This is a genomic window from Aeromicrobium alkaliterrae (assembly GCF_039529015.1).
GTDB lineage: Bacteria > Actinomycetota > Actinomycetes > Propionibacteriales > Nocardioidaceae > Aeromicrobium > Aeromicrobium alkaliterrae.
The window spans coordinates 253,095-276,186 of the sequence record NZ_BAAAME010000005.1; the positions used below are offsets into that span (position 1 = coordinate 253,095).

Consider the following 23,092-nt stretch of genomic DNA (forward strand, 5'->3'; position numbering starts at 1 on the left):
GCCGCTGCCCGTTACAGGCCGACCGCGCTCGCGGCGGTGTCGGCGGTCTGCCAGCGCCGCAGCTCCGACCCGGCGGCCCACGTGGAGTGGGTGCCGGACGAGATCCGCTCGGGGAGCTTGAGCTTGCACACCGGCCCGTCCCCCACGCGCGACGCGTCGAGCACGACCGCGAACGAGGCGTCCTGGTTCATGTCGGTCGTCAGGGTGATGAGGTAGCCGTCGTCCTCGGCGGTCGACCCGACGCGGGGCGCCATCGCGGTCTCGCTGCCGTAGACGCCATCACCGAAGCTGAAGTGCTCCTCGGAGCCCGTCTGCAGGTCGTGCTTCATCAGACCGTCGAACAGGAACCAGCCGGGCTTGCCCGTCGCGGCGTACGCGTAGCGGTACTTCCCGCCCGTGTAGTCGCCGTTCATCATGCCGAACTCGGTGATCGAGTCGCTGCGCTGCTCCTCCGTCACCAGGCCGGTCGTGAGGTTGAGGCGCCAGCGGTGCAGGCGGGCCTGCATGCGGTCGAGGGCCAGGAAGCGGAAGGAGCGCTCCCACTTGTTGCCCATGCCGTTGTCGGCGGGCTCGGGGTCGCCCTGGAAGAAGCCGTCGAGGACGATCTCGTCGCCCTCCTCGTAGGCGTTGACGAAGTGCAGGACGTAGGTCGACTCGGCCTCGAACCAGCGGATGTCGGAGCTCTGGCCGCGGCGCGGGATGACCGCGAAGCGGGAGGGCATGTCGCGGTGCCAGCGCGAGATGTGCGCGTCGCTCTTGAGTGCCTCCGGGTCCCAGAAGACCGGGAAGTCGTTGAGGATCGCGTAGTTCTCGGTGAACGCCATGTCGTGCGGCAGGCGCGGCCCGGGCAGCGGGATGTCGACGTAGTGCGCGAGGTCGTTGTTGGCGTCGACGACGCCGTACTTCATGTACGGCGCCTCCTTGCTGTAGTTGAAGAACAGCATCTCGCCGGTCTTGTCGTCGATCTTGGGGTGCGCCGAGACGCCCCACTCGAACGGGAACTTGCCGTTGAAGCCCTCCTTGCCGAGGGTCTCGGCGCTGTACGGGTCGACCCGGTACAGGTCGCCGCACTGGTAGAAGCTCGTGAGCGCGGTGCCGCGGTGCACGACGACGTCGGTGCTCGAGGCGTCCTTCATGCGGCGGCGCGCGCCCCAGCCGTCCTCGCGCAGCGCCAGGCTGGGGCGCTCGGCGATGCCGGCCCACAGGGCCTGCCCGGCCTCCTGCTCCTCGACGAACCCGTCGGTGCGGATGAAGCGGTTGCGGTAGAAGGCCGTGCCGTCACGGAAGCCCACGACGTGGAGCATGCCGTCGCCGTCGAACGGGTGGTAGTTCTTCAGCGAGGGGTGGACCGGGTTCTCGGTGTTGCGCAGGTAGACGCCGTCGAGATCGGTCGGGATCTCGCCCTCGACGACCTCGAGGTCGTCGGCCTGCCACTCGGTGGTCTGCGGCTGCCAGGGGCCCGTGCGGTACGGGTGGTCGTCGTCCGCGGGAAGGGTCGACAGGATCCGACCGACGACGTCGACGTCCATGGGGCTACCTCGGTTTCTCTCTCGCCACGCCGGTGGGCGGGCAGGGCTTGTCATCTGCGTCACACCGTACTACTACTATCAGAGTAACTCCACCGGGGACGCAGAAAAAAGTTGTCCTGCGCAACGCCCTGGTGGCCCGCCTTGGAGAGGACCCCCGCGTGACCACCCCCCAGAAATCCCTGCCCTTGCAGGGCCAGGTCGCTGTCGTGACCGGCGGTGGCAAGGGCCTCGGCCGCGCCTTCGCCCTGCACCTGGCCGAGCGCGGTGCCGCCGTCGTGGTCAACAACCGCAACCGCACGGTGGACGCGGACGGCCGCGGACCGGCCGACCACGTCGTGGCCGAGATCGAGGCCGCCGGCGGGCGGGCGGTCGCGAACTACGGCGACGTCGCCGTGACCGCCACCGCGACCGCACTCGTCCAGGACGCCCTGACCCACTTCGGCCGCCTGGACGTGCTGGTGACCAGCGCCGCGATCACCGGGCTCGAGATGTTCCACAAGACCACCGAGGCGAGCTTCCGCACCGTCCTGGACGTCAACGTCGTCGGCACGGCACTCGTCGCCGCCGCCGCCTCGGCCGTCATGCGCGAGGCCGGGCACGGTCGCGTCGTCATGATCGCCTCGACCGCCGGGCTGCACGGCGAGCTCGCGGCCGCGGCCTACGCCGCGAGCAAGGGCGCCGTCATCGCGCTGGCCCGCACCGCGGCCCACGAAGGAGCCTCGAAGGGGGTCCTGACCAACGTCCTGCTGCCCTACGCGACGACCCAGATGACCGAGCAGGGCATGGACCCGCAGCACGCCGACCGCATGCGCTCCGAGCTCGTCGCGCCGGTCGTGGGCGCGCTCGCCGACCCCGCGTGCACCCTCAACGGCCAGGTCGTCGTCGCCGCGGGTTCCGGCCTGCGCGTCGCCGACGCGGTCGAAGGCGGCACCGTCACGTTCCCGCCCGGCCCGCTCTCGCCCGCCGCGCTCACCGACCTCCTCGCCCGCAGCCGCGCGGGCGAGCCCCACACCTACACCCACGCCCGGGCCGCCTTCCAGAGCCTGGCCACCGACCTGAAGGAACTCTCGTGAACTCCCCCATCTCCTGGAGCGACCTCGCCCTCAACCTGGGCCTCGGCGTCGCCGCCTCCGTCGTGTTCTTCGGCGTCATCATGGCCGTCGCGACCGCGGTCAAGAACCACTCGATCATCGACATCGGCTGGGGCCCCGGCTTCGCCGTCGTCGCCCTGGTCTCGTTCCTGGCCTCGGCCGGCGACGGCGGCGACGACACGCGACGCGTGGTCGTCCTGGCCCTGACCGCGGTCTGGGGCCTGCGCCTCGGCTTCCACATCGGCAAGCGCAACCTCGGTCACGGCGAGGACCCCCGCTACACGCGCCTGCTCGCCTCGCGCAAGAGCGGCAGCCTGGTGGCGTTCCTGGTCAAGCAGATCTACGGCCTGCAGGCGTTCCTGCTCTTCGTCGTCTCGCTGCCCGTGCAGTTCGCGATGTACCAGAGCGCACCGCTCGGCGTGATCGGCTGGATCGGCGTCGCCCTGTGGACGATCGGCTTCGTGTTCGAGGCCGTCGGCGACTGGCAGCTCGCGCGGTTCAAGGCCGACCCGGCCAACGAGGGTCGCATCATGGACCGCGGACTGTGGGCCTGGACGCGTCACCCCAACTACTTCGGCGACGCGTGCGTGTGGGTGGGCCTGTTCGTCCTGGCGCTCGGCCACTGGTCCGGGATCGTCACCGTGGTCGCGCCGATCGTCATGGTCAAGCTCCTGGTGTCCTACAGCGGCAAGAAGCTGCTCGAGAAGGGGATGCGGCGCAAGCGCGGCGAGGCCTACGAGCACTACATCGCGACGACGAGCGGCTTCTTCCCGCGTCCGCCGAGGCGTCGTCCCGCACCCTCGGCGACCGCGGACCGATGAGCCTGTCGGAGGTCTTCCGCCTCGACCAGGTCGGCACCGACACCTGGGTCGGCGCCGACGACGGCCTGCGGCTGCCGCAGCTGTTCGGCGGGCACCTCGTCGGGCAGTCGATCGTCGCCGCCGGACGCTCGGTGCCGGACGGCAGCCTGCCGCACTCGGTGCACACGACGTTCCTGCGCGGGGGCCTCTCGGGGACGCCCGTCACGTACCGGGTCGACCGGCTCCGCGACGGGCGTCAGGTCGCGACCCGCGAGGTCAGCGCCTGGCAGGGCGATCGGCTCGTCTGCCGGTCGACGATCTCGTGCACCACGATCGACGACGGGCTGAGCCACTCGCGGCCGCGACCCGCATCGGTCGGACCGGACGCGGCGGTCGACCTGCGGGTGCTGGCCGAGCCGGACGGCGGCCTGGGCCGCTTCTGGGACGACTTCACCGCGATCGAGATCCGTGTCGAGCCGGAGGACCCGCCGGGGCCGGCCGGTGCCTGGGCGTCCCCACCGCAGAACATCTGGATGCGATCGGTCGAGCGGCTCGGCGACGACCCGCTGCTGCACCGCGCCGCGATCGCGTACGCGAGCGACCTCATGCTGATGTCGACCGCCGTGACGCCTCACGGGCACACGACGGGAGCCGAGACGACGCTCGCGGAGCAGTGGTGGGCCGTCTCGCTGGACCACACGATGTGGTTCCACCGCGACGTGCGCGCCGACGACTGGCTCCTGTACGAGCACGCGACGACCGCGGCGCACGACTCGCGCGCGCTGATCGACGCCGCGGTGTTCGGCCCGGACGGGACCCAGGCGTGCCGCATCACCCAAGAGGCGCTGATCCGCCCCCTCGCCCCCACCTGACCCCCGGGCGGTGACTTACGCGCCAAACCGTGAGCTGGGCGGTGACTTACGCGCCAATTGACAGCGACGATTGGCGCGCCACTCACCGCCCGGGCGCTTGTTTGGCGCCTACCTCACCGCCCCCCGGGGGCCCGGAACGTCAGAGGCTGCGGAGGCGGTCGAGGGCCTGGCCGTACTCGGCCGCGAGCCGTTCGACGACGGCCGCGGCGGGCTCGACCGCGGTGACGGCACCGAGGCCCTGCCCCGCGGCCCAGACGTCCTTCCATCGCTTCGCGGGCGACTGCGTCGCGTCGTAGCTGCGCTCGGCCGGCCCGACGAGACGATCCGGATCGAGCCCGTTGGCGACGAGGCTCGGCCGCAGCCACGAGGCAGGCGTCCCGGTGACGCCGTCGCTCACGACGAGGTCGTCGACCCCGTGGTCCACGACCATCTGCTTGTACTCCGGCACCGCGAGGCTCTCCTGCGTCGCGAGGAACCGCGTGCCCATGTACACGAGGTCGGCCCCGGCGGCGATCGCCCCCGCGACGCCGTGGCCGTCGCTGATGCCGCCCCCGATCGTGACGAGCCCGTCGAACTCGCGCCGCACGGCCGACACGAAGGCGAACGGCGACAGGAAGCCCGTGTGGCCCCCGGCTCCCGCCGAGACGCAGGCCAGCCCGTCGACCCCGGCGTCGATCGCCTTGCGCGCCAGGGCGAGGGTCACCACGTCGGCGATGACGATGCCGCCGTAGCCGCGCACCGTCTCCATGACGGGCCGAGGCGAGCCGAGGGCCGTGATGACGATCGGCGGCCGGTGCTGCGCGACGAGCCGCAGGTCGTCCTCGAGCCGCGCGTTGGTGCGGTGCGTCACCAGGTTCAGGGCCCACGGCTCCTCGTCGAGCTCGTCGTCGATGCGCCCCATCCACGCGTCGAGCTCGTCGAGGGTCCGGCAGTTCGGCGCGGGGAAGGAGCCGACCGCGCCGGCGCGGCTCGCGGCGACCACGAGGTCAGGACCCGAGACGAGGAACATCGGGGCGGCGACCACCGGCACCGCGAGGCGCTCGATCCAGGACGTGTCGGTCACGTGCTCGTCTCCTCGAACTCACGGCGCAGGACGTCCTTGCGCACCTTCAGGCTGGCGTTGCGCGGCAGCTCGGGCAGCACCCGCACCCGCGTCGGCTTCTTGTAGCCGGCCAGACGCTCGCGGACGAAGCCGTCGAGCGCGGCCAGGTCGACGCTCGCGCCGGGGGCGGCGACCACGGCGGCCGCCACGGTCTCGCCCCAGCGCTCGTCGGCGACGGCGAACACCGCGACGTCGGCCACCCCCTCCGCCTGGGCGAGCACCCGCTCGACCTCCGCCGGGTAGACGTTCATGCCCCCGGTGACGATCATGTCCTTGCTCCGGCCGCGCACGTAGAGATGGCCCGCGCCGTCGAGGCTGCCGAGGTCGCCCGTGTGCAGGCGTCGCTCGCCCGACGGTCCGAGGCGCACCGCGTCGGCGGTCTGGGCCGGATCGTCGAGGTAGCCCGCGAACAGGGTCTCGCTCTCGACCACGACCTCACCGACCTCGCCGGCAGCCAGCTCGGCGCCACGCTCGTCGAGCACCAGGACGCGCGCGATCGACGTCGCGCGCCCCGCCGAGGAGAACGGGTCGTCGGCCTCGGCGCCCTCCCGCCAGTCGTCGGGCACGGTCGCCGTGACCGGCGCACCAGTCTCGGTCATGCCGTACGTCTCCACGTACCGGTGGCCGACCGCGTCGACCAGGTCCGCGGTCGCCTCCCGCGTGGCCAGCGAGCCGGAGTGCAGCACGCCGTCGAGGTGGTCCAGCACCTCTGGGCGGCGACGCACCTCGGCCGCGAACGCCCCCATCAGGGGCGTCGGGGCGTACGTGAACGAAGTGCGCTCACGCACCATGCGGTCGACCCACTCCTCCGGCGGCAGCCCGGCCATCCAGGACAGCTCGCCGCCGACGTAGAGGTGCGGCAGGACCACGCCCCAGATGCCCGCCGCGAACGCGAGCGTGCCGGTGAACCCGCAGCGGCTCCCCCACCGGAGGCCGTCGTGGGCCGGCATGTGGCGGATGATCCGCGCGAGGTTCTCGTGGGTGTGCACCACGCCCTTGGGCCGCCCGGTGGTACCGCTCGTGAAGCCGACGATGGCGGGCGTCCCGGCGGGCACCGCGACCTGCAGGAGCTCGGTCGAGCCGCTTCCGACGGCCTGCTGGGCGTCGAGGTCGAGACGACCGACCCCACCGAGTCCGACCACGACGGCACCGGAACCCCGCAGCAGCGGCTCGAGCCGCTCGGCGTGCGCCGGCGTGTGGACGACCGCTCGGGGCGCGACCCGGTCGAGGATCTCGGCGATCTCGGCCGCGTGGAGCCGGTCGTTGACCTGCACCGCAGTGGCGCCGGTCAGGCCGACCGCCAGGTACGCCTCGACGGCGTCGGCCCCGACGTCCACGACCAGGGCGACCCGGTCGCCCGCTCCGACGCCGCGCTCGGCCAGGGCGTGGGCGAGGCGAGCGACCCGGGTCAGCGACTCCCGGTGCGTGCGCACCCCGTCGGGGTCGCGGAACGCGACGCGGTCGCCGGCCCGTGCCATCGCCGCCGTGACGACCGACGCCCAGGTCGGTCCGAGTGCGGCGGGATCGGTCACGCCGGCGTCCCCTGGCGCAGCTCGCGCTTGAGGATCTTGCCGACCGGGTTGCGGGGCAGCTCGTCCATCACCGCGAGCCGCTCGGGCAGCTTGTACGAGGCGATCTTGCGGCTCGTCAGGTAGGCCACGAGGTCCGCGAGCTCCATCGTCGCGCCGGCGCGCAGGGTCACGACCGCCGCGACCCGCTCGCCCAGGACCTCGTCGGGGTCGCCGATCACGGCGACGTCGACGACGTCCGGGTGGTCGCCGATCAGGCCCTCGAGCTCGGCCGGGGCGATGTTCATCCCGCCACGGATCACGAGGTCCTTGGCACGGTCGAGGTAGCGCAGGAACTGGTGGCGGTCGCCCGCGATCTCGAAGATGTCGCCCGTGCGCAGGTGGCCGTGCTCGTCGAACGGGTTGGCCCGGGTCTCGGGGTTCAGGTAACCCGAGAACACCGTGGAGCCGCCGAGACGCAGCTCGCCCGGCACGCCCGGCTCGGTGATCTCCTCGTCGGTCGTGGGATCGACCAGGCGCACGAGGACCTGCTCGGCGACCCGCGAGGACCAGGTCACCCCCGGGGCGCCGTACCGGGGGAAGTACTGCGCACGGTCGTCCGGGTCGGGGAAGTCCTCCACGCTCGACAGCAGGCCGATGCCCTCGTTGGACCCGAAGAAGTTGATGACGCCGATGCCGAACTTCTGCTGCCAGCCGCGCACCATCGCGGGCTGCAGCGGGACCGAGCCCGAGCCCAGACGGGTCAGGCTCGACAGGTCGGCCTTGGCCAGGAGCTCCTCGTTGTGCAGCAGCATCCACAGCAGCGCGGGCGGGGCGACGGTGTAGGTCACGCGCTCGACGGCGATCTGCTGCAGGAAGGTCGGCAGGTCGAACGGGTGGTGCTGCACCAGGACGCACCCGGTCCGCAGCCACGGCAGGAACATGCCGTTGATGCCGGCCATGTTGACCATCGGGAACGGGTTGAGCAGGACGTCCTCGGCCACCATGCGCGGAGCGTCGACCGTGGCCCAGCTGATCGCGAGCCACTCCAGGTGCGCGCGCGGCACGCCCTTGGGTTCGCTCTCGGTGCCCGAGGTCCAGCAGACGGTCAGGCAGTCGTTGGCGTCGTTGGGGTCGCTCGCACGGCGGGCGTCGACCGCCTCGCGCTCGGCGTCGCTCGCGACCGAGGGCACCCACACGTCGGCACCGTCAGGGACGTCGACGTGCTCGGCGGCGTCGCCGTAGACCACCACGGCGCGCAGGCTCGCGACGCGCTCGCGCGCCGCCAGCACGTCGGCGACCGGCGAGCGTCCGCCGAAGCGTGCGCTGGTGACGTACGCGGCGAACTCGGCCTGGTTGGCCATCCCGAGGATCTCGTGCTCGCGGTACTGCATCGGCAGCGGCGAGACGACGATGCCGAGCGACCAGGCCGCGAGGTACACCTCCACGAGCTCGATCGCGTTGGGCAGCTGGACACCCAGCACGTCACCCCGCTGCAGCCCGAGCGCGTCGAGCCGGGCCGCGAGCGACACGACCTCGGCCTCGAGCTCGCGCCAGGTGAGCCGGCGCGGCGCCGAGCCCAGGAGCGCGGCGCGGTTCGCCGGGTCGACGACGGCGAGCTCGTCGGGACGCTCGGCCACCTGCCGGTCGAACAGCTCGTCGACGGTCTCCTCGGACCACCAGCCGCGGGCCTGGTAGTCGGCCACCTTCTCGGCTGCGTGCAGCCCTCGCGCGATCGCCATCGGTTCCTCACCCTCTTCGTCGCCACACCGAGGTCCCGGGCCCAGACTGAGCCCGTGACACTTCAGCTATCAGTGTGATAGAGATTACTACACCAACCAGAGTGATTATCAAACCCGCGACAGCAAGGACAAGCATGAGCATGCGAGGAGCGAGCGTGGCCGGAGCCACGATCGTCGTGACCGGCGCGAACCGGGGCATCGGCCTGGCCTTCGTGACCGAGGCCCTGGCCCGCGGAGCCGCGAAGGTCTACGCCGGCGTCCGCGACACCTCCACCGTGACTCCCGAGCTCGCCGCGTCGGGGGCCGAGATCGTGCAGCTCGAGGTGACCTCCGCCGACGACGTCGCCGCGGCCGCCCGCACCTGCGCCGACGCCACCGTGCTGATCAACAACGCCGGCCTGCACGCCCAGGACCGCCTCGTGAAGTGCTCCGACGTGGACGCCGCGCGCCGCGAGATGGAGGTCAACTACTTCGCGCCGCTCCTGGCGACCCGCGCGTTCGCGCCGGTCATCGCGGCCAACGGGGGCGGCTCGATCGTCAACGTCCTGTCCGTCGCCGCCATCGCGCCGACCGCGTTCATGGGCGGCTACTCCCCCTCCAAGGCCGCGGCCCTGTACCTGGGCGGCATCGCCCGCGCCGAGCTGGAGCCCGACGGCATCACGGTCACCTCGCTGATCGTCGGCTCGGTCGACACCCAGATGGCCGCCCACGTCGACGGTCACAAGGAGGACCCGCGCACGATCGCGGTCGCCGGGCTGAGGGCGATGCAGCGCGGCGACTGGACCACCGACACCGACCGCATGGCGTTCGAGTCACGGGCCCGTCTGGCGCTGGACCCGGTCCGCTACGAGCGCGGGCTCGGCAAGCTGCTGTTCGTCGACTCCCTGAGCACGAAGGCGTGACCGTCATGGGCACGAGCGCGCACACCGCACCGTTCATGGTGCCGACGCCGCCGGAGTACACCGACCCCGAGTACGCGCTGCACCCCGACGGCACGCGCGTGGAGCGCATCGAGGACATCGTCCGCCGGCGCGCCGCCGCGACCCCCGACCTCCCCGCCGTCGTGGAACCGGATCGCGTCACGACCTTCGCCGGACTCGACCAGGCCTCCAACCGGGTCGCCCAGGCGCTTCTGCGCGACGGCGTGCAGGTCGGCGACCGCGTCTCCTACGTCGGCGAGAACGCTCCGTCGTTCCTCGCGGTGCTGTTCGGCGCCTCCAAGATGGGCGCGATCCCGACGGCCGTGAACTTCCGCCTGACGCCGCCCGAGGTCGAGTACATCCTGGGCCACAGCAGCCCGGCCGTGGTGGTGCTCGGTCGAGGGCAGGAGCGCCTCGCCGCGGTCGCCGCCGCCCAGCCCGGCGTGAAGCGGGTCGTGACGGTCGAGGCCGGCGAGCACTCCACGGGGTACGACGAGTGGCTGGGCCAGACCGACGTCGAGGACCCCGGGTTCGCCCGCGACCCCCACGACACGGCGCTGATGTTCTACTCCTCCGGCACGACCGGCCGTCCCAAGGGCATCGAGCTGACCGGCGCCAACCTGGGTCAGGCCATCGCCGCGATGCACTACCTGCTCGAGCTCGACACCACCGCCGTGGCCCTCGCGCCGATCCCGTTCTTCCACGTCAGCGGCTTCGGCCTGGCGATCATCGCCGTCGTGAACGGGGCCGCACTCCTGCTCCGCAACCCGGAGTCGCCGCAGCACCTGCTCGAGATCCTGCAGGAGCACGCCGTGACCCACGCGGTGGCCGTGCCGACCGTGATCCAGTTCCTGCTGAACCTGCCCGAGGCCCGCCAGGGCGACTGGTCGGCCCTGCGCTACATGATCTACGGCTCGTCGCCGATGCCCGAGCCGGTGCTCCGCGAGGCGACCGAGGTCTTCGGGTGCAAGTTCCTGCAGAGCTACGGGCTCACCGAGTCGACCGGCGGCGTCACGATGCTGTCGCCGGAGGACCACCTGCCGACGCCGGAGACGGCCCACCGCCTGCGCTCGGTCGGCCGTCCGATGCCCAACGTGCCGGTCCGCGTGGTCGACCCGGTCACCCTCGCGGACCTGCCCTTCGGGGAGCGCGGTGAGGTGCTGATCGGTGGCGGCCACGTCATGAAGGGCTACTGGGAGAACCCCGACGCGACCGCCGCGGCGATGACGCCGGACGGCTGGCTCCGCACGGGCGACGGCGGCTCGATGGACGCCGACGGCTACCTCTACCTCCACGACCGGCTGAAGGACATGATCGTGTCCGGCGGCGAGAACGTGTACCCCGCCGAGATCGAGAGCGTGCTGACCGGCCACCCGGGCGTCGCGCACGTCGCGGTCATCGGCATCCCGTCGGAGAAGTGGGGCGAGTCCCCCATGGCGGTCGTCGTGCGGGCCGCGGGCCCCGCGGGCGAGTCGCTCGACGCGCCCGGCCTGATCGCGTGGTCGCGCGAGCGCCTCGCGGGCTTCAAGACACCCGTCGACGTCGCCTTCGTCGACGCCCTGCCGCTCAACGCCAGCGGCAAGCTCCTCAAGACCGCCCTGCGGTCGACGTACGCCTGAACCAGCGAGAGACGGACGGTCCAGACCATGGCTGCATCCACCACCACGACCCCGGCGCCCGACCTGAGCCGGCTCGACTTCCTGACCACCGTGCGTCGGGCATCGAGCCTGGCCGACCTGCTCCGGACGACGGCGACCGCGACGCCGGACGCTCCCGTCGTCGTCGGCGACGGTCGGGGGCGCACGCACGGTGAGCTCCACGCGCGCTCGAGCCGCATCGCCGCAGGACTCGTCTCCGCCGGACTCGCTCCGGGCGACCGCGTAGCGATGCTGGCGCGCAACGCGACCGAGTACTGGGAGCTGTTCTTCGCCGCCTCGAAGGCCGGCCTGGTGATCGTGCCGGTCAACTTCCGCCTCGCGCCGGCCGAGGTCGAGTACATCGTCGGCGACGTCGCGCCGCGCGCCCTGATCGTCGAGGACGTGCTCCTGGCCAGCGTGACCGACGCCGCCTCCGCGGTCGTCGACGGTCCCCGCCTGGTCTTCAGCCAGGAGTCGGACCGCCCCGAGGCGCCGGCCGGCTGGGCGAGGTTCGAGGAGTTCGTCGCCGCTGCGGACGAGGCCGATCCGCACCGCGACAGCCGTGGCGAGGACGTCGCGTTCGTCATGTACTCCTCGGGCACGACGGGCCGACCCAAGGGCGTCCTGACGACCGTCGCCGCGTTCCTCTGGGCGGTCGAGCACTTCGGCGCGAGCTTCGAGGTCTCACCCCGTTCGGTCAGCCTCGTGCCGACGCCGTACTACCACATCGCCGCCGGGGGTTGGTCGCTCATCGCGATCGCCGCGGGCGGTCGGATCGTGCAGTTCACCGAGGTCACGCCGCACGCGATGGTCTCGCACATGGTCGAGCACCAGACGACCCACGTCATCATGGTGCCGACCGTGATCCAGGCCTTCATCTCGAACCCCGAGGTCGCCGCGATCGACTTCTCGTGCGTCGAGTGGCTCGTGTACGGCGGATCGCCCATCTCGGAGTCCGTCATGGTCAAGGCGCAGGAGGTCTTCGGGGCCAGGCTCGCCCAGACGTACGGCCTGACCGAGACCGTCGGCGTCGCGACCCTGCTGGGTCCGGAGAGCCACACCTCGGCCACGAGCGCCCTCCTCCGGTCGGCGGGCAAGGCGGTCGACGGCATGGAGCTCGACGTCCGCGACACCGAGACGGGCGCGAGGTGCGCCGTGGGCGAGACCGGCGAGGTGCTCATCCGCGGCGGCTGCGTCACGGTCGGGTACTGGCGCAACGAGGCGGCCACGGCCGAGGCGTTCGCCGAGGACGGCTGGTTCCGCACCGGCGACGCCGGCTACCTGGACGCCGACGGCCACCTGTTCCTGCGCGACCGCATCAAGGACCTCGTGACCTCCGGCGGGGAGAACATCTACCCCGCCGAAGTCGAGAACGCGATCATGTCCCACCCCGACGTGCTCGAGGTCGCCGTGATCGGCGTGCCGTCGGAGAAGTGGGGCGAGTCGCCGCACGCCGTCGTCGTCCCTCGCCCCGGACGGACGCTGACGGAGGCCGACGTGATCGAGCACGCCCGCAGCCGGATCGCCCGGTACAAGTGCCCCACGTCGGTCGACGTCGTCGAGATCCTGCCCCGGAACCCGTCCGGCAAGGTGCTCAAGCGCGAGCTGCGCCGCCCGTACTGGGAGGGGCACGAGCGCGACATCTCCTGATCTCGGCTCACGCAGCGAGACCGGGCCGGTCCCGCTTGCCCGGCTGACGGACGATGGAGCCGTGCGCATGCTCCTCGTCCGCCACGGTCAGACGACGGCCAACGTCGACGGACTTCTCGACACCGGCGTCCCCGGACCGACTCTGACCGACCTCGGACGCCGTCAGGCCGCCGCGATCCCCGCCGCGCTGCGGGACCGCCGGATCGACGCCGTCGTGACGTCGCCCCTGCGTCGGACCGCGGCGACGGCGCGCCCGCTGCTCGACGCGCGTGGGCTGATCGAGCGCAAGCTCGCCGGGATCCGCGAGGTCGACGCCGGGGACCTCGAGAGGCGCGGCGACCACGCGGCGCACGTCGACTACCTGGCAGCGGTGTTCGCCTGGCCCCAGGGCGACCTGGACCGTGCCGTGCCGGGCGGCCCCGACGGGCACGCCTTCCTCGGCCGCTACGACGACGCGCTCGCGACCGTGGACTCCTGGGGACTCGACACCGTGGTCGTCGTCAGCCACGGCGCCGCGATGCGGTGCTGGAGCGCCTCGCGCGTCCGGGGCGTCGACGTCGACGCGATGTCTCGCACCCCGATCGACAACACCGGGCTGATCGAGATCGACGGCTCGGCGAGCGGCGGGTGGGACCTCGTCCAGCTCGTCAGCCACCCGCTCGGCGGAGCGGACCTCGCCGCTCCGCCACGGGCCGAGGACCCGACGGGCGAACCCGTCCCGCCGTCGGCGCGATGACCTGCGCCTGACCCGCGCCGTCAGAGGCCGGTGTAGCCGCGGCTGCGGTGCCCGACCGCGATCGACTCGCCGCTGACCGCGCCCGCCAGCGGCGACAGCAGGAAGGCGACGAGGCTGGCCGTGTCGGCGGGCCGCGACTCGCCGCTGCCGCCGTGCGCGACCTCCGCGCCGGGCGTCTCGGTCACGAGACCCGGCGAGACGACGTTGACCGTGACACCGGTGCCGGCCGCCTGGTCCGCGAGGTGCTTCGCCGCGACGATCAGCGCGGCGTTGCGCACCGAGCCGGCGATGTTGCCGGTCGCGAAGGCACCCTGGCCGCTGATGCCGACGATGCTGCCGTGCCCCTGCTGCAGCATCGGCTCGAGCGCCGCGTTGGCGAGACGCAGGAACGTCAAGGTCTTGCCGGCGAACGCCTCGGCGACCTGCGCGGGCTCGCTGTTGCGCGTCGGGTCGAGGGTGCGGGCACTCGGCGCTGCGGTGACGACCAGCCCGTCGAGCCGTCCGTGCTCGCGCATGACTGCCGCGAACCCCTCGGCGACGGACGCGTCGTCGGCCGCGTCGAGCGCGAGTCCGTCAGGCGCGGTGCGTGACGCCGGCACCACCGTGGCGCCCTCGTCGCGCAACCGCTCGACGACGGCGCGACCCACGAGTCCGTGGCCACCCACGACGAGCACGACCTTGCCGGCGAGCTGGAGATCCACGTCCGCAGCCTAGGACCTCGCGGGCATCCGGTCAGCCGCGTCTCACGCCGCGAGGCGTGCCGGAGTCGTGCCGAGGACCCGGCGGAAGTGGCGGGTCAGGTGCGACTGGTCGTGGAAGCCTGCGCCCACCGCGGCCTCGGCCACGCTGCTGCCGCCGAGCAGCAGACGGCGGGCGCGCTGCACCCGGCGGCCCACGACGTACTGGTGCGGGGCGATGCCGTAGGCCAGCGTGAAGGATCGGGTCAGGTGGCTCGCGTTGACCCCGAGCTCCGCTGCGGCCGCAGCGACCGTGAAGGGCTCGGTCAACCGGTCGTCGAGCATCGTCCTGAGGCGGCGCGCGAGCGGGTTGTCGCGCACCGGGCCGGACGTCTGGCCGAGGTGGTCGAGCAGACGGTCGCGCAGACCGAGCAGCTCGCCCTCGACCGCCATCACCTCGCGGTGGTCGCGGGCCGCCTCGTGCAGGCGCTCGAGAACGGCTCGGGCCGCCGGGTCGAGCACCTCGCTGCGGTCCACCGCGGCGCCGACGGCGCGGTCCGGGAGCCACTCGTCAGCGAGGTAGAGCACGCGCTTGCTGAAGGTGCCGCCGGCGTCGGCGGGCTGGCCGTCGTGCGGGACGCCGGGCGGCAGCACCGTGAGCGTCGTCGACGTCGTGTGGCGCGAGCTGCGGTCGAGGTCGTAGGCCACGGTGCCCTCGTCGACGACCAGCACGGTCCACTCGTCGTGCGTGTGACGGGGGTAGGCGTGGTCGGTCGCCGTCGCGTAGAGCACCTCGCGCAGACCCGGGACGCCCGGGTCCCACGCCTGGAGGGAGCCACCCATGCACAGAACGTACAAGACCTCCGCGCGCGCTCGGGCCACGATCGAGGGGTGACGACACCCGAGAACATCCCGCCCGTCCGCTTCGACACCAAGGTCGCGATCGTGCTGCGCGACGACCTCCTGCCGTGGCAGGAGCTCAACGTCACGGCGTTCCTCATGAGCGGCGTCGCGACGAGCGCCCCCGACCTCGTCGGGGAGCCCTACCGCGACGCCGACGGCCACGAGTACCTCCCGATGCTGCGCCAGCCGGTCGTGGTGCTGACGGCGAGCGCCGAGGTCCTCGCCTCGGCCCGGGCCAGGGCCGAGCAGCGCGGGGTCGTGGCCGCGATCTACACCGCCGACCTCTTCGCGACCGGTCACGACGAGGCGAACCGGGCTGCGGTCGCAGCGGTCGCGGCCGACGGGCTCGACCTGGTCGGCCTCGGGGTGCGGGCACCGCGCAACGCCGTGGACAAGATCGTGAAGGGCGCCCGGATGCACGTCTGAACCGTTCGGCCCTCGACTGTTCGATCGTTTTTCGATAGATTGTATCGAGCAACGACAAGAGGAGGGGCCATGAGCGCCTGGGTCATCACGGTTCTCCGCGGGGTGATCGCCCTCGCGCTGGTGGGGTCGGTCGCCGTGCAGGCGGGTCTGGTCGCGGCACTGTGGCTCGGCACCACGGCCGCGCCCACCGGCACCGACGTCGCGCTGACGGTGATCGGGGTCGCGGGCGTGGCGACGCTGCAGGTCGTCGCCGTCGGCATCTGGCGGCTGCTGACGATGGTGCGACGCGGCACGGTCTTCTCGCACGCCGCGTTCCGCTACGTCGACCTCGTGATCGGCGCCCTCGGCACCGCCTCGGTCCTGGTCCTGGCGATCGCGGTGGTCGCCCGCTTCGCCAACCACGCGACGCCCGGGGACGAGGTCGCTCCCGGCCTGGTCGGGCTGGTCTGCGGCTTCGCCCTCGTGGTCGCGGGCGTGGCCCTGGTGGTCTACGTGATGCGGACCCTGCTGGTGCAGGCCGTCGCCCTCGACTCCCAGGCGAAGCACCTGCAGTCCGAGCTCGACGAGGTCATCTGATGCCGATCGTCGTGGACGTCGACGTCATGCTGGCCCGCCGCAAGATGTCGGTCGGCACGCTCGCCGACCTGGTCGGCATCACCCCGGCCAACCTCGCGGTCCTGAAGAACGGTCGCGCCAAGGCCGTCCGCTTCAGCACCCTCGCCGCTCTGTGCGAGGTGCTCGACTGCCAGCCCGGCGACCTCCTGCGGTGGGAGCCCGACGAGGGCGGCGACGGCGACCGCCCGGTCGCCGCGACGCCCGAGCGGTGATTCGATGACGAGGTGCGACTCCTCAACGGCCCCCAGGGATATGGGTCCGTCACGGTCCTGCTCCACTGGCTGACGGTCGGGCTGCTCACCCTCCAGCTCGTCCTCGGCTACGGGATGGAGGCGTTCTCGGAGGCCCTCTTCGAGCAGGACTCCTCCGGCGGCTCCGGCGGCGACCGCGTGCGCGCCGGCGACGACCAGCTGGTCTTCCTGCACGCGGGGCTCGGCGTCCTGATCCTCGCGGTGGCGACGATCCGACTCCTGTGGCGCCTGGCCACACCGCTGCCGCCGTGGTCGGAGCGGCTCGGACCCGTGGCCAGGACGATCGAGAGCTGGACCGAGCGCGTGCTGTACGCGACCCTGTTCGTGATCCCGCTCAGTGGCCTCGCCCTGCTGTTCCTCTCGGGCGAGGAGCGCGAGCTGGAGGACCGACGGGAGTGGCTCCCACCGCTCGACGTCGTCAGCGACGACCTCATGGTCGGGCTGCACGTGGGCGGCCACCTCACCCTTTACGTCGCCCTGGCGGTGCACGTCGGGCTCGCGATCCGCCGTCGCACGCTCAGCCGCATGCTCTGAGGACCACGTCCACCGGCGCCGCCCGCCGCTCGCACCTACCGTGAGGGGATGGACCACCGCGCACGCCTCCTCCTCGCCGCCGTCACGGTCCCGCCGCTCCTCACGGCCGCCGTCGGCCTGACGCACCCGCCGAGGCTGACCTTCGAGGCCGCGCACCACTGGCAGATGATGCACACGGTCCTGCTGCCGGTCTTCCCGCTGCTGGCCCTCGGACCCTGGCTGCTCGCCCGCCGCTCGAGCCGCGCGGCCGGGGTCGTCGTCGGGGTGCTGGCCTTCGTCTACGCGTGCTTCTACACGAGCCTGGACGTCGTCGCGGGCATCACGGCAGGAGCACTCAAGCACGCCCGCTCCGAGGACCTGGGCGTCGTGTTCGGGGTGGCCACGGACCTCGGCGACGTCGGCAGCTACGCCTACCTCGCGGCGTCGGTCCTCGCGATCGCCGCGGTCGCCCGCGCCTCCGGCGTGCTGCGGACGGTGCCCGGCGCCGTGCTGGTGCTGGTGGGCGGGGTCATGTTCTGGCAGGAGCACGTCTACCGACCGTGGGGCGTGCTGGCGATGGTGCTGCTCGCCGCCGGGTGGGGCTGGCTCGCCCTGGCCAGGCCCGCCGACGACCGGGAGAGGGCCTAGACCGTGGCGCCGTGCGGCGCCACGACGGCGCGGCCGCTGAGCTCGCCGGCCTCGAGCGCGCGATACGCCTCCAGCGCGTCGTCGAGGGCGTAGACCGACACCTGCGGCGTGATCTGGCCCGCGCGGTAGAGGTCGACGACCTCGTGCAGCTCCTCGACGGTTCCCCAGTACGTGCTGGTCAGCTCGACCTCGTACGGGACGGCGTAGAAGTTCCACTCGAAGGTGCCGTTCGCGATGCCGACGACGGTCACCCGACCGCGCAGCGCCACGACGCCCATCGCCAGGGCGATCGTCGGTCCGGCGCCGACGAAGTCGAACACGGCGTCGACCCCCTTGCCGCCCGTCAGCTCGCGGATCGCGTCAGCCTGGCCGGGGCCGCCCGGCACGGTGACGGCGCCGTTCGCGGCCGCACGCTCCATCGCGTCCTGCTTGGTGTCGGTCGCGATGACCGTGGCACCCGTGAGCGCGGTGAGGATCTGCACGGCGATCTGCCCGAGGCCGCCCAGACCGATGACCAGGGCGCTCTTGCCACCACCCGCGAGGGCCGGGAGCGACGTCTTGATCGCGTGGTACGGGGTCAGGCCCGCGTCGGACAGCGGCGCGGCGGCGACCGGGTCGGCATCGCCGAGCGGCACGAGGTTGCGGACCGGCACCGAGACGTACTCGGCCATGCCGCCGTCACGCCCGAGGCCCGTGGCGAGGTGCGGCATCGTCGCCGCGTTCTCGCAGTACGTGTCCTGGCCGCGCGAGCAGGCGCGGCAGTGGCCGCAGCCCATCGGCCCGTAGACGAGGAACGCGTCGCCGAGGGTGATGCCCTCGACCCCGTCACCGAGCTCCTCGGCCCAGCCGGAGCTCTCGTGGCCGAGGATGAACGACGGCTTGAGCTGCGCCGGGCCGAACGACTCGTCGAACTCGCGGAAGACCGCGATGTCGGAGTGGCAGGCGCCCGCACCGGCGACCTTCAGGAGGACCTCGCCGGGCCCGGGGCGCGGCTTGTCGACCTCCTTCAGGCTCGGCGTGGTCTTGTACTGGTCGAAGACGACAGCCTTCATGGCCGGTCCTTCTCTCTGGAGTCGCAGCCGCGGGATCGCCGCGACCTGCATCATTGAAACTTGTACTACCAGTTCTACCCCACAGCCCCGCCCGTGCCCACCGCGGGCAGGACGCCTGCGTCAGCTCGCGCGGAGGGCGGCGAAGATCTGCTCGTAGCGCTCCGTCGGGTCGAGGGTCAGGCCGCTCTTGACGAAGGTCGCCCACTCGTCGGCGACGACCTCGACCCGACCCGACTCGACGGCGTCCAGGCCGGCAGACGCGAGGGCCGCCGGGGAGATCTTCGGGGCGTCGACGCCCTGCGCCATGTCGGTGTCGACCAGACCCATGTGGACACCCACGACGTGGGTGCCCTGGGCCGCGAGCTCGAGCCGCGTGCTGTCGGTGAGGCTCCAGGCCGCGGCCTTCGACGCGGCGTACGCACCCGCGCCGGGCACGGTGAACCACGACAGTGCCGAGACCACGTTGACCACCGCACCGCCACCGTTGGCGGCCAGCACGGGGGCGAAGGCACGGGTCGTCTGCAGCGGGCCGAAGAAGTTCGTCTCCATCTCGCGCCGAATGGCGGCCAGGTCGCCGCTGACGAGCGACGTGCCGGTGGAGATGCCGGCGTTGTTGACCAGGAGCTGGACGTCGCCCGCCGCCGCGGCAGCGGCACGGACCTGCTCGGGGTCGGTGACGTCGAGCTCCAGCGCCTCGACCCCGGCGGCCGTGATGGTGCTCGCATCGCGGGCAGCGGCGTAGATCTTCGCCGCACCCCGCGCCTGCAGCTGCGCGACGAACTCGGCGCCGATGCCCCGGTTGGCTCCGGTGACCAGCACCACGGCGTTCTCGATCTTCATCTTCGCTCTTTCTGTAGTGATCGTTATGGAATGAGGTCGACGGTAGCACATTTCATAACGATCACTACGGTATGCTGGCCCCATGGCCGGACGACCCCGCAGCTTCGACCGCGACGCCGCGCTCGCGGCCGCCGTCGAGCAGTTCTGGCGCACCGGGTACGAGGAGACCTCGATCGCGATGCTGACCCGGGCCATGGGCATCACCCCGCCCAGCCTCTACGCAGCGTTCGGCGACAAGGACCGCCTGTTCGAGGAGGCGTCCGAGGCCTACTTCGCGCGCACCTGCGAGGGGGTCGACCGGGCGGTCGCGCGCACCGACGTCCACGAGGCGATCGCCGAGATGCTCGACGGCACCGCCCGCGCCCACACCGCGGCCGGCACCCCGCCGGGGTGCCTCATGCTGACCGAGCCGCGACTCGCGGGTCAGCGGGCGGTCGTGCAGCAGCGCGTTCAGGAGCGGCTCGAGCAGGGCGTGGCCGACGGCGACCTCCCGCCGGACACCTCGACCGAGCAGCTCGCCGCGTTCCTGCTCGCGGTGATGCGCGGCATGTCGGGCAGCGCCCGCGACGGCGGCACGGCCGAGGAGATCCTCGCCATCGCGTCGACCGCGCTGACCGCACTGCCGCCCCGCAGCACCTGATCCTGTCGGAGGGTGCCGATTGACCCCGGACCACGGCATCATGGGACCGGGAGACCTGCTGGTGGGACCGGCCCCGAGCTCGTGCAGCGGCACGACTCGAACCACACCAGCGGGACGAGGGCACAGGGTGCGGGCGCGCCGTCGGGGATGTGCGGAGCAGAGGGATCTCGCATGTCAACGACAGGAAACGGATCGTGGCAGTCGTCGTGGCCACACGAGGTGTACGCGGTCGGCATCATCGGCCTGGACCGCAACGGCGTCGTCCGCCAGTGGAACCGCGGCGCGGAGCTCATCAAGGGCTACACGGCCGAGGAGGTCCTGGGCACCTCGTTCGAGCGCTTCTACCGTGAGGTCGACCGTGAGCTGGGGCTGCCGGAGCTGCTGCTGCGCACCGCCGAGCGCGAGGACCACGTCGAGAACTCCGGATGGCGCGTGCGGGCCGACGGGTCGCTGTTCTGGGCCGACGTCGTCATCATGGCCCGCCGCGGCGCCGACGGCGAGGTCGACGGCTACATGAAGATCGTCCGCGACGAGTCGGCCGAGCACGCCGCCGCCGAGGACCACCGCGCGTTCCTCGAGGCGATGGCGCACGACCTGGTCTCGCCGCTGGCGAGCCTGCGCTGGACGCTGGAGGGGATGGAGGCCGGCACCGTGACCGGCCAGCAGATCGCGCAGGTCGAGGCGTCGGTCGAGCACCTGCTGACGATGGTCGACGACCTCCGGACCCACGTGAAGAACTCGTTCGTCGACCAGCTCGTCCTGCCGCTGCAGGACTACAACCTGCGCGACGGCGTCGCCGTCGCGGTCAACGTCGTCGGGCACGGCGAGGCGCTGCGCCGCGTCGAGATCATCGAGCCCACCTCCGTGGTCGCCCAGGCGCACCCGCCGACCCTCATCCGCGCGCTGGCCAACCTCCTCGACAACGCGCTGCGGTACAGCAACGGCCCCGTGCAGGTCGAGGTCGCGCGTGACCCGGTCCCGACCGTCCTCGTCCGTGACACGGGTCGTGGCATCGACCCCGCCGACCTCGCCGCGATCTTCGAGCCGCGCCGTCGCGGCCGGTTCGCCGTCGAGGGCGACGGCGGGTCGGGTCTCGGGCTGTCCAGCGCGCGGCGCCTGCTCCAGCGCCAGGGTGGCCGGGTCGACCTCCGCAGCGAGCTCGGCGTCGGCACCGAGGCGACGGTCCTCCTGCGCCCGGCGGTCGGCACCTGAGGGAGCCGTCGACGGCCGGCGGTCAGACGACGCCGGCGGCCAGGGACTCCAGCGTGAGGTCGGGATGCGCCCGAGCGATGCGCTGCATGCGCCAGCGATCGGTGAAGACGGCCAGCAGGGTGCCGTCCGTGCGCTCCAGCACCTCGGCGCCGGCCGAGGAGTTGACGGTGTCCGCGCCGGCGCGGTCGACCTGCAGGGCCAGCTGGTAGTCGAGGTGGTCGAGGCTGACCTCGGTGGAGAACTCGCGCTTCAGGCGGTCGACCACGACCTCGAACTGCATCGGACCGACCGCGGCGAGCACGGGCGCCTGGTCGCCGCGCAGGTTCGAGCGCAGCACCTGCACGACGCCCTCGCGGTCGAGCTGCTCGATGCCGCGGCGGAACTGCTTGTACCGGCCCGTGTCGCGCGCCCTGATGACGGCGAAGTGCTCCGGCGCGAAGCTCGGGATCGGCGGGAACTGCACCGGCGAGTCGGCGAAGAGCGTGTCGCCGATGGCGAGCTGGGAGGCGTTGACCAGGCCGATCACGTCACCGGGAAACGCGATCTCGGCGGTCTCGCGCTCACGGCCGAACAGGCTCTGGGCGTACTTGGTCGCGAACGGTCGCCCGCTCTGCGCGTGGGTCAGCACGTCGCCCCGACGGAAGACGCCCGAGCAGATGCGGGCGAAGGCCACGTGGTCGCGGTGGGCGGTGTTCATGCCGGCCTGGATCTTGAACACGAACGCGCTGAAGTCGGCGTCGACCGGTCGCAGCTGCCCGTCGGCACCCGGGCGCGGGGCCGGCGCGGGCGCCACCGTGAGCATGGTCTCCAGGAGCTGGCCGATGCCGAAGTTGAGGGCGGCGGCGGCGAAGAGCACCGGGGTCGACGTCCCGGCGAGGAACGTCTCGGGGTCGTAGGTGCTGTCGGAGGCGTCGAGCAGGTCGACCTCCTCGCGGGCGGCGCTCCAGACCTCCCCGAACAGCTCGGACGCCTCGTCGGGGGTGTGGATCGCCTGCGGGGCGATCGTGGCGCCGCCGGCGGTACGGAGGTACTCGATGCAGGTGTCGTCGCGACGGTCGATCACGCCGCGGAAGTCGCCGGCGATCCCGACCGGCCACGTCAGGGGCGTCGGGTGCAGGTCGATCTCGGTCTGGATCTGGTCCATCAGCTCGAGCGCGTCCAGGCCCGGCCGGTCCCACTTGTTGACGAGGGTGATGACCGGGATGCCGCTGCGGCGACACACGTCGAACAGCTTCAGGGTCTGCGGCTCCAGGCCCTTGCCGCCGTCCAGGAGCATCACGGCGAAGTCCACCGCCGAGAGCACGCGGTAGGTGTCCTCGGAGAAGTCGGCGTGCCCCGGGGTGTCGACGAGGTTGAACACGGTGTCCTCGTACTCGAACTGCAGCGCGGTCGACGAGATCGAGATGCCGCGCGCCTGCTCCATCTCCATCCAGTCCGAGACGGTGGCCTTGCGACCCGCCTTGCCGTGCGTGGCGCCGGCCGCGGTGATCGCGTGGGCGTGGAGGGCGAGCGCCTCGGTGAGCGTCGACTTGCCGGCGTCCGGGTGGGAGATGACCGCGAACGTGCGCCGGCGGGCGGCCTGCGCGAGGACGGCGGCCGGCTGGTTCGACGTCGCTGCAGCGGGAGGGGTCACGGGCCGGGGGTCTTCGCGGGAGTCACCCCCTGACGGTATCGGCACGGTCCACCTCGTCGACCCGTGACGCCGCGAACCTGACCCCTTTCGGGGGT

At 72.3% G+C, this 23,092-nt stretch carries 23 protein-coding genes; 14 read left to right on the forward strand and 9 right to left on the reverse strand.

All coding sequences use genetic code 11. The features are described 5' to 3' along the window. Window positions 1-11 precede the first annotated feature (11 nt). A complete protein-coding gene (locus ABD127_RS15300) occupies window positions 12-1,529 on the reverse strand; it encodes a carotenoid oxygenase family protein (protein ID WP_344203065.1) in 1,518 nt (505 codons plus the stop codon). A gap of 158 nt (window positions 1,530-1,687) precedes the next feature. On the opposite strand from ABD127_RS15300, the gene ABD127_RS15305 reads away from it, so the two are divergent. The 3 genes from ABD127_RS15305 to ABD127_RS15315 are packed head-to-tail and all read left to right on the forward strand — an operon-like array spanning window position 1,688 to window position 4,292. After that, entirely contained in the window at window positions 1,688-2,602 is a 915-nt protein-coding gene (locus tag ABD127_RS15305) for an SDR family NAD(P)-dependent oxidoreductase (protein ID WP_344203067.1), read from the forward strand. Beyond that, window positions 2,599-3,441: a DUF1295 domain-containing protein gene (locus tag ABD127_RS15310; RefSeq protein WP_344203069.1), complete on the forward strand. Its 843-nt coding sequence runs from the start codon at window positions 2,599-2,601 to the stop codon at window positions 3,439-3,441. The genes ABD127_RS15305 and ABD127_RS15310 overlap by 4 nt, the downstream gene beginning before the upstream one ends. Beyond that, on the forward strand, window positions 3,438-4,292 hold the full coding sequence (locus ABD127_RS15315) for an acyl-CoA thioesterase (protein WP_344203071.1): 855 nt from the start codon (window positions 3,438-3,440) through the stop codon (window positions 4,290-4,292). The genes ABD127_RS15310 and ABD127_RS15315 overlap by 4 nt, the downstream gene beginning before the upstream one ends. 139 nt (window positions 4,293-4,431) lie before the next feature. Here the strand turns inward: ABD127_RS15315 and ABD127_RS15320 are convergent, their stop codons facing one another. Genes ABD127_RS15320 through ABD127_RS15330 form a run of 3 tightly spaced genes read right to left on the reverse strand, consistent with a single transcriptional unit; the run spans window position 4,432 to window position 8,644 of the window. Next, window positions 4,432-5,355, reverse strand: a complete 924-nt coding sequence (locus ABD127_RS15320; protein WP_344203072.1) for an NAD(P)H-dependent flavin oxidoreductase — start codon at window positions 5,353-5,355, stop codon at window positions 4,432-4,434. Next, on the reverse strand, window positions 5,352-6,926 hold the full coding sequence (locus ABD127_RS15325; protein WP_344203074.1) for a class I adenylate-forming enzyme family protein: 1,575 nt from the start codon (window positions 6,924-6,926) through the stop codon (window positions 5,352-5,354). Before ABD127_RS15325 ends, ABD127_RS15320 begins: the two co-directional genes overlap by 4 nt. After that, on the reverse strand, window positions 6,923-8,644 hold the full coding sequence (locus ABD127_RS15330) for a class I adenylate-forming enzyme family protein (protein WP_344203075.1): 1,722 nt from the start codon (window positions 8,642-8,644) through the stop codon (window positions 6,923-6,925). Before ABD127_RS15330 ends, ABD127_RS15325 begins: the two co-directional genes overlap by 4 nt. 134 nt (window positions 8,645-8,778) lie before the next feature. On the opposite strand from ABD127_RS15330, the gene ABD127_RS15335 reads away from it, so the two are divergent. The 4 genes from ABD127_RS15335 to ABD127_RS15350 all read left to right on the forward strand — a co-directional run bounded on the left by ABD127_RS15335 (window position 8,779) and on the right by ABD127_RS15350 (window position 13,587). Next, on the forward strand, window positions 8,779-9,546 hold the full coding sequence (locus ABD127_RS15335; RefSeq protein ID WP_344203076.1) for an SDR family oxidoreductase: 768 nt from the start codon (window positions 8,779-8,781) through the stop codon (window positions 9,544-9,546). Window positions 9,547-9,551: 5 nt separating this feature from the next. Further along, the gene (locus tag ABD127_RS15340) at window positions 9,552-11,183 is read left to right on the forward strand and encodes a long-chain-fatty-acid--CoA ligase (protein ID WP_344203081.1); all 1,632 of its coding nucleotides are present in this window, start codon (window positions 9,552-9,554) and stop codon (window positions 11,181-11,183) included. A gap of 27 nt (window positions 11,184-11,210) precedes the next feature. Then, window positions 11,211-12,851, forward strand: coding sequence for a long-chain-fatty-acid--CoA ligase (locus tag ABD127_RS15345; RefSeq protein WP_344203082.1), 1,641 nt, complete (start codon window positions 11,211-11,213; stop codon window positions 12,849-12,851). 67 nt (window positions 12,852-12,918) lie between these two features. Beyond that, window positions 12,919-13,587 (forward strand): histidine phosphatase family protein, encoded by a 669-nt coding sequence (locus ABD127_RS15350; RefSeq protein WP_344203698.1) that lies wholly within the window; start codon window positions 12,919-12,921, stop codon window positions 13,585-13,587. A gap of 20 nt (window positions 13,588-13,607) precedes the next feature. Here the strand turns inward: ABD127_RS15350 and ABD127_RS15355 are convergent, their stop codons facing one another. Further along, on the reverse strand, window positions 13,608-14,288 hold the full coding sequence (locus tag ABD127_RS15355) for an SDR family NAD(P)-dependent oxidoreductase (RefSeq protein WP_344203084.1): 681 nt from the start codon (window positions 14,286-14,288) through the stop codon (window positions 13,608-13,610). Window positions 14,289-14,330: 42 nt separating this feature from the next. Then, a complete protein-coding gene (locus ABD127_RS15360) occupies window positions 14,331-15,107 on the reverse strand; it encodes a helix-turn-helix transcriptional regulator (protein ID WP_344203086.1) in 777 nt (258 codons plus the stop codon). 48 nt (window positions 15,108-15,155) lie between these two features. On the opposite strand from ABD127_RS15360, the gene ABD127_RS15365 reads away from it, so the two are divergent. The 5 genes from ABD127_RS15365 (at window position 15,156) to ABD127_RS15385 (ending at window position 17,620) form a co-directional block, all read left to right on the forward strand. Continuing rightward, on the forward strand, window positions 15,156-15,593 hold the full coding sequence (locus ABD127_RS15365) for a DUF2000 family protein (RefSeq protein WP_344203088.1): 438 nt from the start codon (window positions 15,156-15,158) through the stop codon (window positions 15,591-15,593). Window positions 15,594-15,662: 69 nt separating this feature from the next. Beyond that, complete coding sequence (locus ABD127_RS15370) at window positions 15,663-16,169, forward strand: DUF2975 domain-containing protein (protein ID WP_344203089.1); 507 nt, start codon at window positions 15,663-15,665, stop codon at window positions 16,167-16,169. Next, the gene (locus ABD127_RS15375) at window positions 16,169-16,420 is read left to right on the forward strand and encodes a helix-turn-helix domain-containing protein (RefSeq protein ID WP_344203091.1); all 252 of its coding nucleotides are present in this window, start codon (window positions 16,169-16,171) and stop codon (window positions 16,418-16,420) included. Before ABD127_RS15370 ends, ABD127_RS15375 begins: the two co-directional genes overlap by 1 nt. A gap of 12 nt (window positions 16,421-16,432) precedes the next feature. Continuing rightward, window positions 16,433-16,993: a cytochrome b gene (locus ABD127_RS15380; protein WP_344203093.1), complete on the forward strand. Its 561-nt coding sequence runs from the start codon at window positions 16,433-16,435 to the stop codon at window positions 16,991-16,993. A gap of 48 nt (window positions 16,994-17,041) precedes the next feature. Further along, entirely contained in the window at window positions 17,042-17,620 is a 579-nt protein-coding gene (locus ABD127_RS15385) for a hypothetical protein (protein ID WP_344203095.1), read from the forward strand. Here ABD127_RS15385 and ABD127_RS15390 read toward each other — a convergent pair. Next, complete coding sequence (locus ABD127_RS15390) at window positions 17,617-18,672, reverse strand: NAD(P)-dependent alcohol dehydrogenase (protein WP_344203097.1); 1,056 nt, start codon at window positions 18,670-18,672, stop codon at window positions 17,617-17,619. The genes ABD127_RS15385 and ABD127_RS15390 overlap by 4 nt on opposite strands. 120 nt (window positions 18,673-18,792) lie before the next feature. After that, window positions 18,793-19,512, reverse strand: coding sequence for an SDR family oxidoreductase (locus ABD127_RS15395; RefSeq protein ID WP_344203099.1), 720 nt, complete (start codon window positions 19,510-19,512; stop codon window positions 18,793-18,795). 82 nt (window positions 19,513-19,594) lie between these two features. On the opposite strand from ABD127_RS15395, the gene ABD127_RS15400 reads away from it, so the two are divergent. Next, window positions 19,595-20,152 carry a TetR/AcrR family transcriptional regulator gene (locus ABD127_RS15400; RefSeq protein ID WP_344203100.1) on the forward strand — a complete coding sequence of 186 codons (558 nt, stop codon included), beginning with the start codon at window positions 19,595-19,597 and terminating at the stop codon, window positions 20,150-20,152. Between the two features lie 171 nt (window positions 20,153-20,323). Continuing rightward, the gene (locus tag ABD127_RS15405; protein ID WP_344203102.1) at window positions 20,324-21,364 is read left to right on the forward strand and encodes a sensor histidine kinase; all 1,041 of its coding nucleotides are present in this window, start codon (window positions 20,324-20,326) and stop codon (window positions 21,362-21,364) included. Window positions 21,365-21,386: 22 nt separating this feature from the next. Here ABD127_RS15405 and ABD127_RS15410 read toward each other — a convergent pair whose 3' ends face one another. Further along, on the reverse strand, window positions 21,387-22,997 hold the full coding sequence (locus tag ABD127_RS15410) for a peptide chain release factor 3 (RefSeq protein ID WP_344203104.1): 1,611 nt from the start codon (window positions 22,995-22,997) through the stop codon (window positions 21,387-21,389). Between the last annotated feature and the right edge of the window lie 95 nt (window positions 22,998-23,092).

What these genes read in the sequence shown, in the direction of transcription:
- ABD127_RS15300 (WP_344203065.1), bottom strand. Translation starts at nt 1,529, where the DNA reads ATGGACGTCGACGTCGTCGGTCGGATCCTGTCGACCCTTCCCGCGGAC.
- ABD127_RS15315 (WP_344203071.1), top strand. Translation starts at nt 3,438, where the DNA reads ATGAGCCTGTCGGAGGTCTTCCGCCTCGACCAGGTCGGCACCGACACC.
- ABD127_RS15330 (WP_344203075.1), bottom strand. Translation starts at nt 8,644, where the DNA reads ATGGCGATCGCGCGAGGGCTGCACGCAGCCGAGAAGGTGGCCGACTAC.
- ABD127_RS15335 (WP_344203076.1), top strand. Translation starts at nt 8,779, where the DNA reads ATGAGCATGCGAGGAGCGAGCGTGGCCGGAGCCACGATCGTCGTGACC.
- ABD127_RS15340 (WP_344203081.1), top strand. Translation starts at nt 9,552, where the DNA reads ATGGGCACGAGCGCGCACACCGCACCGTTCATGGTGCCGACGCCGCCG.
- ABD127_RS15345 (WP_344203082.1), top strand. Translation starts at nt 11,211, where the DNA reads ATGGCTGCATCCACCACCACGACCCCGGCGCCCGACCTGAGCCGGCTC.
- ABD127_RS15350 (WP_344203698.1), top strand. Translation starts at nt 12,919, where the DNA reads ATGCTCCTCGTCCGCCACGGTCAGACGACGGCCAACGTCGACGGACTT.
- ABD127_RS15360 (WP_344203086.1), bottom strand. Translation starts at nt 15,107, where the DNA reads ATGGGTGGCTCCCTCCAGGCGTGGGACCCGGGCGTCCCGGGTCTGCGC.
- ABD127_RS15370 (WP_344203089.1), top strand. Translation starts at nt 15,663, where the DNA reads ATGAGCGCCTGGGTCATCACGGTTCTCCGCGGGGTGATCGCCCTCGCG.
- ABD127_RS15375 (WP_344203091.1), top strand. Translation starts at nt 16,169, where the DNA reads ATGCCGATCGTCGTGGACGTCGACGTCATGCTGGCCCGCCGCAAGATG.
- ABD127_RS15385 (WP_344203095.1), top strand. Translation starts at nt 17,042, where the DNA reads ATGGACCACCGCGCACGCCTCCTCCTCGCCGCCGTCACGGTCCCGCCG.
- ABD127_RS15390 (WP_344203097.1), bottom strand. Translation starts at nt 18,672, where the DNA reads ATGAAGGCTGTCGTCTTCGACCAGTACAAGACCACGCCGAGCCTGAAG.
- ABD127_RS15395 (WP_344203099.1), bottom strand. Translation starts at nt 19,512, where the DNA reads ATGAAGATCGAGAACGCCGTGGTGCTGGTCACCGGAGCCAACCGGGGC.
- ABD127_RS15400 (WP_344203100.1), top strand. Translation starts at nt 19,595, where the DNA reads ATGGCCGGACGACCCCGCAGCTTCGACCGCGACGCCGCGCTCGCGGCC.
- ABD127_RS15405 (WP_344203102.1), top strand. Translation starts at nt 20,324, where the DNA reads ATGTCAACGACAGGAAACGGATCGTGGCAGTCGTCGTGGCCACACGAG.